Source organism: Photorhabdus viridis (genome assembly GCF_040256935.1).
Lineage (GTDB): Bacteria > Pseudomonadota > Gammaproteobacteria > Enterobacterales > Enterobacteriaceae > Photorhabdus > Photorhabdus viridis.
This window is the reverse complement of record NZ_JBEJZY010000026.1, coordinates 28,620-41,966: the sequence shown is the minus strand read 5'-3', so window position 1 is coordinate 41,966 and position 13,347 is coordinate 28,620. Positions and strand designations below refer to the sequence as shown.

Below are 13,347 nucleotides of genomic sequence, written 5' to 3'. Positions count from 1 at the left end.
ATGAGGGGATAATAAATCATGTATATTTTAGGTATAAATTCTATTTATCATGAATCAGCAGTTTGTTTATTAAAGGATGGAGAAACTATTTTTTCCATTGAAGAAGAGCGGTTAAATAGAAGGAAACACGGAAAGCCGGCAAATGTTGATAATCCTGATGAACTGCCACTGGCTTCAATTGAAATCGCATTAGATTTTGCTGGTATTAAATTGGAAGACGTGAGTCATATAGGGTTTTCTATCGATCCAATAGAACGAAGGAAGTCAGTTTTTATTGATGAAATTAAGAATGAAGGCAGTTGGGGAAGTATTTCGGGTGAGTCAATTTTCTATCGTAAAACGACTTCAGTGCCTGAAATTTTGCAATCGATGGGATTTCGTGGTCAATTTCATTGGGTGCCTCATCATACAGCTCATGCGGCATCGGCTTATTTTGTCTCGTCATTTGATAAAGCATTAACGTTATCACTTGATGGTGTAGGAGAGGATAATACCGCTGGAATATATTTGGGCGATGGTAATAGCCTGAAAAAAATTAAAACTATTGAATACCCTAATTCAATCGGTTTTATGTGGGAAAAATTGGCAGAGTTCTTGGGTTTCTCTGTATACGATGCTTGCAAAGTCATGGGAATGTCTGCTTATGGTACGCATGAAGGTTTTATGCCGGCATTCAAACAATTAGTCAAAATTTATGATAAAGGCGAGTTTACTATCGATAATACTATTCTCAATTTTCGCAGTGAAGATTTTTCTAAATTGGAATCTTTGTTTGGCATTGAGAAAAGAGTTCCTGGTGGAGAAGTTGCACAGGAGTATTATGATATTGCTGCCTCTCTTCAGGAAATAACTGATGAGATAGTTTTAAATATGGCTCGTTATTATTTACAGGAAACTGCAACGAATAAGCTTTGCCTTGCCGGTGGTGTGGCATTAAATTGCATAACGAATAAGCGGTTGTATGAAGAGTTGGATATTGAAGATATCTTTGTACAACCTGCCGCACATGATGCGGGTACTGCTACTGGCGCTGCATTATTTATTTGGCATCAGATTCTTGGAAATGAGCAACGCTATCCTCTGCCTCACACTTATTGGGGGGTTGAATATAGTGATGATGATTACCAGCGTAGTTTGAGTGAGTATGGCTTGGATTGGACATATGAAGAAAATATTCATGAGGTCGTCGCAGGCTTACTGGCTGAAAATAATGTGATTGGTTGGTTCCAGGGGCGGATGGAATTTGGGCCGCGGGCACTGGGTAATCGTAGTTTGCTGGCAGACCCGAGAAATAAAGATATTCGGGATTTAATGAATCGTAAAATTAAGCATCGTGAAATGTTTAGGCCATTTGCGCCGAGTGTATTGCGCCAGCATGTCGCTGATTGGTTCCATGTTCGGAAAGAATTGCCTGAAGCTGCAAAATATATGTTGTTGGCGATGGATGCTAAAGTCGATAAAGCATCGCAAATTCCAGCCGTCGTTCACGCAGATGGCACTGCCAGAGTCCAGGTTGTAGATAGTGAAGCAAATTCAGGTTATGCTCGGTTGATTGAGGAATTTTATCTGAAAACAGGTGTTCCTTTGTTGCTGAATACCTCTTATAACGATAGTGAACCGATTGTTTGTTCTCCTGAGGATGCTATTAAAACTTTCATGAAAACAAATATTGATTATTTAGTTTTGGGGAATTATTTGATTAAATCGATTCATTAAAATTTGCGTAGTAAAAGTCTATCCCAGTAGGCGTAATTGATAAAATCAGTTTGAGTATTGTCCAGACTCAATTATGATAAATAAAATAGCTTATTGGGATAGACAATAAGGTTGAGGTAATACTAATGATACACAGGATCATATTGGCTCGCTTTTTTTCTGTTTTTTCAGAGGCATTTGTTATGTTTGCTGTGCCTGTATTAGTGTATACCTCAACTCATAGCGCTTCACTTGCATCTTTTGCTTTTGGGCTTGAACGGTTATTCAGAGTCATTTCACTCCCTATTTCTGGTTGGATGGGTGATAGGATGCATACATTGGTTATGTTATTCTTGAGTGATATTCTACGTTCATTGGTTTGTTTATTCCTTTTTATTCTTTCATTTATATATTCAGATAATAATATTGTATATATCATTATTCCTCTCTCATGTGTTTTGTCTTTTTTTAGTGGCGCGGGATATGTCAACCTCGAAGGTTTCGTCTCTAAAAACATTAATGCAATAGAGTTGCCTTCTGTTAACTCTCGTTTACAATTTGTTGAACAGTTTACCTATATCGCAGCCCCGGCGGTTGTTGGTGTGCTGGTTTATAAATTCAGTCTTTATGCCGTATTTGCATTTGCTTTTTTTCCTTTCCTAATTAGCAGCTTCATATGGTTTCAGCTACAAAGGAAAAATCAGATTGCAGAACATGCGAATAGAGAAGGTTATAATCTGCCTGCGATTTTTAAATTCCTGATGGGAAACCCGTCGCTGCTACGGGTTATTAGTCTGACATTTCTGATGAATGTGATGCAAGGGGCTATCTTATCAACGGCTGTTTATGTTATTACCAGTATTTTTTCACAACCGGAGGAGAGTTATGCCCGGCTTTTGGCCTATGCAGGGGGGGTGAATTGTTGTGTCTTCTTTGTTGCTCCGAAATTATGCCGTATTTTTGATGTGCGTATCGTTGGTGTGACGGCTTTTCTTATTGCGTTATGTGGTCTGACATTATTCGCTACTGGTCCGTTATTCGTTATTTATACATTGGGTTTCTTGTTGGTTATTGGTTCGGAAGGTTGTTTTAATCTTTTTTCCCGCTCTTACCGGGCAAGCCTTATTCCAAAGAAGAATTTTTCTCAGTATCTCGGCGTTGTGCTTGTTTTGAATCAGATAGCGATACCTTTAACCAGTTTCATTTGTGCTAATTTACTGAACTATTTTTCCTACAATAGTATTTATTTGATATTCTCTGTATTTGTTTTATTGATGTTCGTCATTATTAATCCTTATCGTTCGCTTAAATTCAATTTGCATAATAGTTAATAATGGAGGAAATATGAGTTCAAAAAAATACTTGTTAGTCCTTGATTATCTTCCGGCAAGACTGAATGAAATTGTTAATATCCGTGACTATATTCAGTATAATTATTCCCTTGAATTAGTGATTATTAGTGATATGTTGTCCGGTGAAGAGAAAAATATCACCCCATTTGTCTATCATGTACCTGTACGGACAGAAAATTATGTTGATAAAGTAATAGGTGTTCTTTCTGAACTTGATATGACATGTGCCGCTATTCTTCCCTTTATGGATGCGGTGTCTGGATATGCTGCTGTTATAGCGAAGAAACTAAATGTTTATGGTGATGATCCTGAATTAAGTTTCGCGGGTATTGAGAAATCTCAGTTCCGTCAACAAGAAACCCGTATATCGCCACTGCTTGCGGCCCAGCATATTAAAACCCCTCGATACAGTTTCATTAATGATATTAATGAACTGGAGGAGTTTTATGATTCTGTTCCGTATGGTGCGGTTATTAAACCTAATTGTGGTCGGGCAAATTTCGGTGTGGTGGCGATTAAAGATAGGAATAAAATTCCAACTGCTTTTGCTCAATCTGTTGCGCAGTCTGGTGGCAACCCAATTCTTGCAGAAGAACTTATTACTTTCGATACAGAATATTCGTACGATGGTATTGGTTGTATGGCTTTTTTAACGCAAAAAGTCTCTCAGAAAGGCGAATATCCTGTTGAAATAGGGCAAATAGTTCCCGCGCAATGCGATGGAAGAAATGCTGTTGCATTACATAAAGCAGGGCAAGCAATTAACCTAATTTCAGGCCAGACTCTCGGCGCATTCCATAATGAGATTAAGCAAGATAGTAAAACGGGAGAAACTTTCTTGGTTGAAACTAACCGTAGACCAGCAGGTATGCGTATTTGGGATATGGCGAATCGGGTATATGGTATAAGCTTGCAGGAAGTTTGGGTTGATCACTTAGTTAAAGGGTTTAGTGATCGAATGATATTACCCGAAGCGAAGGGGAGAGCATTCTTGATTAATTTGCTGGCGGGTAAAAATGGGAAAATTAATGATAAATTTAGTAAAACAGCAGTAAATAAATTATTATTACTATCTATTGATAATATTTTTAGAAAATTACATTATGATATTATTTCAATAAGTATTAATTTAGACAAAAATTCGCTGGTTTATGAAACACCAAAGAGCAATAATGATTTCTGTGGTTATGTTTGTGTGCATATTCATGACGAGCATATCAAATGTGAATCCCTGATGAATGAAGTTAATGATGCCTGGAGAGATATTTTGAAAAATTATATTTTATAATTTTATATGATTAGGGCCTCGTTTTGGCTCTAATTGTTATATGATCAGGTTATATGCTATTGCTTTAGCAACCGCTGCGACTTTATTGGGAACAACTAATTTCTCCATAATATTATTAATATGGAAATTAACTGTTCTTGTTGAAATTTCCAGTATATTGGCTATTTCAGCAGAGGTTTTTCCTTCACAAGTCCATCTTATTACTTCGACTTCTCTTGTGGACAGTGTTGGGACGATTATTTTATCCTCTTTATTCTTTAGGTTATTGAACGTTTCCACACATTCATTTGCTAATATGCCTAGCATGCCTGCTTTATTGAGTATCTCATTGTGAGAAATAGCGCCTTCTTTTCTGGCAACTGAAAAAATTGATCTTTCTCCATGGGAACCTTTTATTTTAATTGAGAGACTATTTTTAACTTCATTTATCTTTGATTTTTCAATCATAAAATCAGTGTTTTTTGATATTTTTTCATTGCAAATTGAAGGTATGGAGAAAGTATAATCACCGTTCATTAATTGGTCGCTGTCGTGATTATTATTTTGATTATAATTATTTGCGGTTTCTATATTCAAATTGGTTATTAAAACATATTTTTTTGTCGTGAATGGGTATTTTTCTTCCTGATAAATTGAGTAAAATTCAAAATCCAGATAATTTATCGCGTTTAACAATTTTTTTTCTAATTCCGGCATAGTCTTGGATTTCTGAATTTCTGATAAAATCTCATTAAATGACGTATTCATAAGATTTTCCTCATTGTATAATATTAGCAGTAGAATTAATTCTATATCAACAATATTTTATTTATATAATCAATTGGAAGTAAAAATATTTTGAAAGAATTTATTTGTATTGTAACCTTTAAGAAATGAATATGCCACTTAGAGTTATACCGATTATTGAGTTTTATATATTGCGGTGAGACGTATCCTCCAGTGATATCTTCGGTTTACCCTGTTACATAGCACTGTTATGCTTGCAGGCCTAATTTAATTTGATCACAGGTATTTTCATGACAAAACTTTCTTTTGACTCTATCGAAGCACAAGCAAGTTATGGGGTTGGCTTACAAGTCGGTCAGCAATTACTGGAATCTGGTCTGCAAGGTCTGGAGCCTGAAGCATTGCTGACAGGATTATGTGATGCGCTGGAAAGTCGTTCTCCAGCGGTGCCGGTTGATATACTGCATCGTGCTTTACGTGAGATGCATGAGCGTGCAGACGGTGTGCGCCGTGAACGCCAGCAGGCTATGGCAGAAGAGGGTCAGAAGTTTCTGGCAGAAAATGCCCAGCGTGATGGTATCAGTACGACAGAATCTGGTTTACAGTTCTCTGTACTAAAACAGGGTGATGGCGCAATTCCGGCCCGTACTGACCGGGTTCGTGTTCACTATACTGGCCGCCTGATTGATGGCACTGTGTTTGACAGTTCAGTACAGCGTGGTGAACCTACCGAATTCCCAGTGAATGGTGTGATTGCCGGATGGATCGAAGCATTGACCCTGATGCCTGTCGGTTCTAAATGGGAACTTTATATCCCATATGATTTGGCTTATGGTGAGCGGGGCGCCGGCGCATCGATTCCCCCATATAGCGCACTGATTTTTGAAGTGGAATTACTGGATATTCTGTAATTTTATCCAGAAATATGATTAAAAATAGCCGGTATATCCGGCTGTTTTTGCTTTGGTGATGGTAATAAAATTCTTACAATTTCAGCAGAAGATCGATTGATAATTTAGTCTAAAATGATAACAGATAACTAACCGTAGAGGTGTATGATGCTAGAACAAGTCTGCCAACTGGCCCAGGAAGCTGGCGCGGTTATTATGACAATTTATCAGGATGAACATCCCCTGAAAGTTGATCATAAACAGGATGATTCACCGATTACTATTGCTGATATTGCGGCTCATAAAATAATTAAAGCCGGATTATCCCGTATCGCACCGGAAATTCCATTGTTGTCGGAAGAAGAGCCGCCAGCCTGGGAAGAGAGACGTAATTGGAAGCGCTACTGGTTAGTTGATCCTTTGGATGGAACCAAGGAGTTTATTAATCGTAACGGTGAATTTACGGTTAATATCGCTCTGATTGATGGTGGAATTCCTGTGATGGGGGTGGTGTATGCTCCTGTGCAGGGGACGCTTTATTTTGGGCAAGGACGGCAAGCATGGAAAAAAACCTGTGGTGGTCAATGTTTGCCGATTAAAATTCGTGATGCTAATCCCCCAATGGTGGTCGTCAGTCGCTCTCATATGGATACAGAATTGGAGGATTATCTCAATCAGTTAGGTGAACATCAGACGGTTTCTGTAGGTTCTTCATTGAAGTTCTGCCTGGTGGCTGAAGGAAAGGCGCAACTTTATCCCCGTTTCGGACCAACTAATATCTGGGATACCGCAGCAGGTCATGCTATAGCAATTGCTGCCGGCGCTCATGTGACAAACTGGAAAGGCCAGACTCTGGATTATACGCCTCGTGAATCATTCCTGAATCCAGGATTTAGAGTAACAATTTTTTAGGCGGCGTATTGATGAATTTATCCAGCGTGGGAGTGCTGCTGATTTTGTAACCATTCCACAATAAAATCAGCCACCTGTTCAGGCTGATTGAGATTTAGTTGTGGTAAAGCGGTCTCCAATTTTTCATCACTGGCAACAGCAATCACATATTGATCAAGAAGATCGCTTAATGGGCGGTTAAGAATACGACGGTATAGAGCAATCTTAGTGATTGGCTCATTCTTAAAGCCCTCCACCAGAATCAGATCCAGTGAATCTGGATCAAAGCGACTGGCAAGATAGCTCAAATCTAATTCCTGTGAATCTGGCGTTTCTGTCATTAATGCCCAGCGTTGTTGGCTGGCGACTAGCGTTTGCTCTGCGCCAGCTTTGCGTAGTACATAACTGTCTTTGCCTGGTTTATCTACATCTATATCGTGATGAGTGTGTTTTATCAGACCAACCCGGATTTGCCGTTGGCGTAATAATGGGATCACTTTTTTGAGAAGCGTGGTTTTTCCTGTACTGCTGTATGCCGTGATGCCAAGTAGTGGAAGGGGTCTTGTACTCATTTTCTGGTCTCCCGCATATATTCCCAATTCCGGCAATCCTCTGGTGTGTTCAGATTGGTAAAAGCAACTGGATTATCGTCAAACTGAACAGCTATTGCGCCAATCTTATGCATAAACAGCATCAGTTTGCGATCACCAGCAGCCAGATAATTTTCCAATTGATGGAACAGACTACAGTGCAGTAAAGCGAGAGTAGGATGAGCGAGATTGCCATCATTTACATAGGCGGCTAATGCCTGCTGCTTGCCCTGCCATAAACGAGTGACTAAATCAGGGGGCAAGCCCGGTACATCACAAGGAACAAACACAACCCAATCGTGGCGGGCTGATTTTAGGGTTGCCAGCATTCCAGACAGTGGTCCAGAGAAGTCTGGTGTTAAATCAGGAACAACTTGATCACAACTTTGTCGGTAAATATCCAGATTACGGTTGGCATTGATGATTAATTCATCTACCTGTGGTAACAGCTTATTCACAATATGCTGGTACAGCGGTATCTTATTTAAGAGAATTAGCCCTTTATCATGGCCGTCCATGCGGGTAGCTCGGCCTCCTGCGAGGATCGCACCGCTTATTTTTGGTTGCATAATGTTCAATCTATCAGCTAAGACGGTTATTGTCCGCTAATATAACCTTTTTTTGCTTGGTTATTTGGGCTTCATAAAACGTTTTTCAGATAAGATTACCGGATAACTCGCTGATAAAATAATAATCTTTACGCTTATTGACAGAGCAATTCTTTCTCTGAATAGCTATCCCTGTTAATTTGTATAGGTTTCTGTCTATTAAGGAATTTGGTGTGAAATATCACGGGCTGAATTTTTGCGGAAGTTGGCGCGTTATTGTGCGCCCGTGGCGTTATTACAAATTAATCAAGAGAATAGAATGTGCTAACAAACCAGTCTGCTTTTAATTTCCGGGAATTAACACCGGATTTGATTATGGATGCATTGGTGCAGACCGGACTGTACATAGATTCCGGGCTGACCGAGTTAAACAGTTATGAGAACCGTGTTTATCAGTTTACAGATGAAGATCGCAAACGTTATGTCGTGAAGTTTTATCGTCCGCAGCGCTGGGATCGGCAACAGATTCAGGAAGAGCATGATTTTTCCCTGGCGCTGCAACAGGCTGATTTGTCGGTAGCTGCGCCTCTGGTGTTTAATCAGCAAACTTTACTGACTTTTAAGGATTTCTTTTTTGCTGTTTTCCCAAGTATCGGGGGCCGCCAATATGAATCCGATGATCTCTTTCAGTTAGAAGATGTAGGGCGCTTGTTAGGTAGAATGCATCAGATTGGTCGTCGGCAAAAATTCACCTCTCGTCCAACTATCGGGTTAAATGAGTATTTGCATCAGCCGCGACAGTTTTTGGCTGCATGTGAGTTAATTCCTTCAGTACAGAAAGTGCAATTTTTGACTATATTGGATGATCTGATAAATGCCGTAGAATCAAATTGGCGCGATGATTGGCAAATATTGAGGCTTCATGGTGACTGTCACCCAGGTAATATCCTGTGGCGTGATGGAGCCTGGTTTGTTGATCTTGATGATGCGCGTAATGGCCCGGCAGTTCAGGACTTATGGATGTTGCTTCATGGCTCCCGCCAAGAACAGTTATTACAGTTGGATACTCTGTTGGAAGCCTATGGCGAGTTTACGGATTTTGACCCTAGAGAGTTGTCATTAATAGAACCATTGCGTGCTATGCGGATGGTCTATTATTTGACATGGGTTGCCCAACGTTGGCAGGATCCCGCTTTTCCCAGAGCATTTCCTTGGATGACAGATGCCGATTTTTGGTTAAAACAGACGTCACTTTTTGCTGGGCAGATTAAGCTGTTACAAGAACCACCTTTGCAGCTTAACCCAATGTATTAATGTTTATCATGGAGATATTTATGAAAAAGTTTTGGTTAGCTTTAGTTGGAATGGTGATGGTATTTGGTGCCTCTGCTGCCAGTTTTACCGAAGGAACACAGTATGTTGAACTGAAATCACCCGTGGCAAATCAACCTCAGGTGCTAGAGTTCTTCTCATTCTATTGCCCTCATTGCTATCAGTTTGAAGAGAGTTTTAAAGTTCCCCAGACTGTGAAACAAAATTTACCGGAGGGAACGAATTTTGTTCGTTATCATGTGGAGTTCTTGGGGCCGCTGGGTGAAGATTTGACTGTGGCTTGGGCGGTGGCAATGGCGATGGGTGTTGAAGATAAAGTGACTCCACTACTGTTTGAGGGCCTTCAGAAAACACAGACTATTAATACCCCGGCCGATATTCGTAATACCTTTATCAAAGCAGGAGTAACCGGTGAAGATTATGATGCTGCAATGAACAGTTTTGTTGTGAAATCTTTAGTTGTTAAGCAGCAAAAAGCCGCTCAGGACTTGCAATTGCGTGGTGTACCAGCAATGTTTGTTAACGGCAAATATATGGTGAGAAATAATGGTATTGATGAAACTTCTGCTGATACCTATGCGAAATCATATTCGGACGTTGTTAACTTCCTGTTAAAGCAGAAGTAAGGTTGGTTACTGAAATAGAATAACATGAGCATGTGCCGGAGTGAGAAGCTTTGGCACAATGCGTGCCAGAAAGAATTTTTTGTAAGGCAAACTCCGGTTATATCCACAACTCTGTGATCTATAAGGTAATATGACAGTTTAATGACTAGGATTATAAGTCATTGATTTTTACCCACCGTTGATAAATTTTTTTTATCAACGGTCTATGCTTGAATGAAATCCGTAATATCTATACACAAAGTTATCCACAGAATTTATAGCAGAGTGTGAATATTTGGATCTGGCTTCAGCAAAGAAAATTCACACAAAATTCGTTTCCTGCTTCTTGCTGTGGCATCCTATTCCTATTACACCCGTAACAGATAATGAAGAAGACTTATGGCTCAGATAGCAGACAATCCCCTGATTTTGGTTGATGGTTCCTCATACCTTTATCGTGCTTATCATGCTTTTCCTCCGCTGACCAACAGCGCTGGAGAACCGACCGGAGCCATGTATGGCGTATTGAATATGCTGCGCAGTTTGGTGATGCAGTATAAACCGAGCCATGTGGCGGTAGTATTTGATGCTAAAGGTAAAACTTTCCGTGATGAATTGTTTGCTGAGTATAAGTCTCATCGTCCCCCTATGCCGGATGATCTGCGTGCGCAGGTAGAGCCGTTACATCAGATGGTAGAAGCTATGGGGTTGCCGTTGCTGGTGGTTTCGGGGGTGGAAGCCGATGATGTTATCGGGACTCTGGCGTTACAGGCGGAAAAAGAGGGGCGTGCGGTCCTTATCAGCACGGGTGATAAAGATATGGCGCAACTGGTAACGCCAAATATCACACTTATCAATACAATGAATAATACCATTCTGGGGCCAGAAGAAGTGGTTGAGAAGTATGGCGTGTCGCCAAATCTGATCATCGATTTTCTGGCACTGATGGGCGACTCTTCAGATAATATTCCTGGCGTGCCTGGAGTAGGGGAGAAAACGGCTCTGGGATTGCTGCAAGGAATTGGCGGCATGGACGATATCTTTGCCAATCTGGATAAAATTGCGGGGTTGAGCTTCCGTGGCGCAAAAACGCTGGCGGATAAAATGGAGCAACATAAAGATGTAGCTTATCTCTCCTATAAATTGGCAACGATTAAAACAGATGTTGAGTTGGATAAAACCTGTGTTGCTTTGTCAGTCAAAGAGCCTGATACAGAGAAACTGCATGAATTGTTCTCGCGTTATGAATTTAAACGTTGGTTGAGTGACTTGGCAAATGGTGATTGGTTGGTTGCTAAGGGCAAAAAACCGACATCTACGGGTAATGATGAATCATCTTCGGCTGAAGATAAATCTGTTTCGGCAACACTTTCTTCTGATAATTATCAGACTATTCTCGATCAGAAACGCTTCGATGAGTGGATTGAGAAGCTGAAAAAAGCGCCGGTTTTTGCTTTTGATACCGAGACTGACAGCCTTGATACCCTGACAGCTAATTTGGTGGGGATGTCATTTGCAGTGACTGCCGGAGACGCAGCTTATCTGCCTCTGGGGCATGATTATCTGGATGCGCCAGAGCAGCTTGACCGAGATGCGGTGCTGGCGGTATTAAAACCGCTGCTTGAAGATAGTAACTTGTTGAAAATTGGTCAGAATATTAAGTTCGACCGTGGTGTTCTGGCTCGTTATGGCATTGAACTACAAGGCATTGCTTACGATACCATGTTGGAATCTTACGTGCTCAACAGCGTTGCAGGCATGGGGCGGCATGATATGGATAGTTTGGCTGAACGTCATTTGAATCATAAGACCACGACTTTTGAAGAGATCGCGGGTAAAGGCAAAAATCAGCTTACTTTTAATCAGGTTCCAGTGGAACAGGCTGCAATGTATGCCGCAGAAGATGCAGATGTCACTTTGTTGCTGCATCAGGTTATGTGGCCGCAACTGGAGAAAGCTCCCGCTCTAGAAAAAGTATTCCTGAAAACAGAAATGCCATTGGTGATGGTACTTTCTCGCATGGAGCGTACAGGTGTACTGATTGATTCAAATATTCTGGCTGAGCATTCAAAAGAGATTACTGCTCGTCTGGGTGAATTGGAAAAAGAAGCACATGAACTGGCAGGCGAGGCTTTCAACTTGGCTTCGCCAAAACAGCTACAGGCGATATTGTTTGAAAAATTGCAGCTGCCGGTAATAAAAAAGACACCGGGCGGCGCACCATCCACCAATGAAGAAGTGTTGGAAGAGTTGGCGGATAACCATGTTTTGCCGAAAGTGATTTTGGAGCATCGCGGCTTGGCAAAACTGAAATCCACTTACACAGATAAACTGCCGCAGATGGTCCATCCGTTGACTAAACGGGTTCATACTTCCTATCACCAGGCGGTAACAGCAACTGGGCGTCTCTCTTCGCGTGATCCCAACCTGCAAAATATTCCTGTCCGTAATGACGAGGGTCGCCGCATTCGTCAGGCATTTGTAGCACCTGAAGGTTACCGAATTATGGCAGCTGACTATTCTCAAATTGAGCTGCGGATTATGGCCCATTTATCTCAGGATCAAGGGTTGTTGAAGGCTTTTGCCGAAGGGCAAGATATTCACCGGGCAACGGCGGCGGAAGTCTTTGGTTTGTCGCTGGAGCAGGTAACCAGTGAGCAGCGCCGTAGTGCTAAGGCAATTAACTTTGGTTTGATCTACGGTATGAGCGCATTTGGTCTTTCCCGTCAGTTGGGTATTCCACGCGGTGAAGCTCAGCGTTATATGGATCTCTATTTTGAGCGCTACCCAGGTGTATTGGCGTATATGGAGCGTACCCGTAAGCAAGCGGAAGAGCAGGGTTATGTTGAAACCTTGGATGGTCGTCGTCTTTATTTGCCAGATATCAAATCTCGCAATGGTATGCGCCGTAAGGCGGCAGAGCGTGAAGCCATTAATGCGCCAATGCAGGGAACCGCAGCGGATATTATCAAAAAAGCGATGATTGCGGTGGATAAATGGATTATCGGTGAAGATCCGAAGGTTCGCATGATCATGCAGGTTCACGATGAGCTGGTATTCGAGGTTCATGAGTCAGAACTTGAAAATGCAGAACAGAAAATTCGTGAATTGATGGAGAAAAGTTTGGTGCTTGATGTTCCTTTGAAAGTGGATGTGGGTATCGGTGACAACTGGGATCAGGCACACTAATATGCCAGTTTAATAAGCGACAGGCTGAGCTGTGTATTTGGCTCAGCCTTTTTTAATCTGCTGAATGTCCAATGGCCCTGTTAACCATAGTCACCATATGCTCTGGTATCCCCGTCTTCCCAAGCAAGATATAGCGGTTGTTCTGGTACTTGATACCAAGGTGCTATTTAATTTGTTGCGCCATCCGATGCATATTAGATCCAGATCGCATAAATATGTAATTAAACTACATTTAATGGTG

General features: G+C 41.2%; 11 protein-coding genes. 8 read left to right on the top strand and 3 right to left on the bottom strand.

What is annotated here, in order from left to right:
- Nucleotides 1-18 precede the first annotated feature (18 nt).
- The 3 genes from ABR397_RS12755 to ABR397_RS12745 all read left to right on the top strand — a co-directional run bounded on the left by ABR397_RS12755 (nucleotide 19) and on the right by ABR397_RS12745 (nucleotide 4,335).
- Nucleotides 19-1,716 carry a carbamoyltransferase family protein gene (locus ABR397_RS12755; protein WP_350306067.1) on the top strand — a complete coding sequence of 566 codons (1,698 nt, stop codon included), beginning with the start codon at nucleotides 19-21 and terminating at the stop codon, nucleotides 1,714-1,716.
- Nucleotides 1,717-1,841: 125 nt separating this feature from the next.
- On the top strand, nucleotides 1,842-3,026 hold the full coding sequence (locus tag ABR397_RS12750; RefSeq protein ID WP_350306066.1) for an MFS transporter: 1,185 nt from the start codon (nucleotides 1,842-1,844) through the stop codon (nucleotides 3,024-3,026).
- Nucleotides 3,027-3,039: 13 nt separating this feature from the next.
- Entirely contained in the window at nucleotides 3,040-4,335 is a 1,296-nt protein-coding gene (locus tag ABR397_RS12745) for an ATP-grasp domain-containing protein (protein ID WP_350306065.1), read from the top strand.
- A 36-nt stretch (nucleotides 4,336-4,371) separates the two neighbouring features.
- Here ABR397_RS12745 and ABR397_RS12740 read toward each other — a convergent pair whose 3' ends face one another.
- On the bottom strand, nucleotides 4,372-5,082 hold the full coding sequence (locus ABR397_RS12740; RefSeq protein WP_350306064.1) for a helix-turn-helix domain-containing protein: 711 nt from the start codon (nucleotides 5,080-5,082) through the stop codon (nucleotides 4,372-4,374).
- Nucleotides 5,083-5,351: 269 nt separating this feature from the next.
- Here ABR397_RS12740 and ABR397_RS12735 point away from each other — a divergent pair, with 269 nt between their 5' ends.
- Together ABR397_RS12735 and cysQ are read left to right on the top strand one after the other, a co-directional pair.
- Complete coding sequence (locus ABR397_RS12735; RefSeq protein WP_350306063.1) at nucleotides 5,352-5,972, top strand: peptidylprolyl isomerase; 621 nt, start codon at nucleotides 5,352-5,354, stop codon at nucleotides 5,970-5,972.
- Between the two features lie 147 nt (nucleotides 5,973-6,119).
- Nucleotides 6,120-6,863, top strand: coding sequence for a 3'(2'),5'-bisphosphate nucleotidase CysQ (gene cysQ, locus ABR397_RS12730; protein ID WP_350306062.1), 744 nt, complete (start codon nucleotides 6,120-6,122; stop codon nucleotides 6,861-6,863).
- A gap of 17 nt (nucleotides 6,864-6,880) precedes the next feature.
- Here the strand turns inward: cysQ and mobB are convergent, their stop codons facing one another.
- Together mobB and mobA are read right to left on the bottom strand one after the other, a co-directional pair.
- Nucleotides 6,881-7,414, bottom strand: coding sequence for a molybdopterin-guanine dinucleotide biosynthesis protein MobB (mobB, locus tag ABR397_RS12725; protein WP_350306061.1), 534 nt, complete (start codon nucleotides 7,412-7,414; stop codon nucleotides 6,881-6,883).
- Entirely contained in the window at nucleotides 7,411-8,001 is a 591-nt protein-coding gene (gene mobA / locus ABR397_RS12720) for a molybdenum cofactor guanylyltransferase MobA (RefSeq protein ID WP_350306060.1), read from the bottom strand. Before mobA ends, mobB begins: the two co-directional genes overlap by 4 nt.
- Before the next feature lie 300 nt (nucleotides 8,002-8,301).
- Here mobA and ABR397_RS12715 point away from each other — a divergent pair, with 300 nt between their 5' ends.
- The 3 genes from ABR397_RS12715 to polA all read left to right on the top strand — a co-directional run bounded on the left by ABR397_RS12715 (nucleotide 8,302) and on the right by polA (nucleotide 13,106).
- Nucleotides 8,302-9,294 (top strand): serine/threonine protein kinase, encoded by a 993-nt coding sequence (locus tag ABR397_RS12715; RefSeq protein ID WP_350306059.1) that lies wholly within the window; start codon nucleotides 8,302-8,304, stop codon nucleotides 9,292-9,294.
- A gap of 20 nt (nucleotides 9,295-9,314) precedes the next feature.
- Nucleotides 9,315-9,938, top strand: coding sequence for a thiol:disulfide interchange protein DsbA (gene dsbA / locus ABR397_RS12710; protein ID WP_350306058.1), 624 nt, complete (start codon nucleotides 9,315-9,317; stop codon nucleotides 9,936-9,938).
- Nucleotides 9,939-10,316: 378 nt separating this feature from the next.
- Complete coding sequence (polA, locus tag ABR397_RS12705; protein ID WP_350306057.1) at nucleotides 10,317-13,106, top strand: DNA polymerase I; 2,790 nt, start codon at nucleotides 10,317-10,319, stop codon at nucleotides 13,104-13,106.
- Nucleotides 13,107-13,347: the final 241 nt, after the last annotated feature.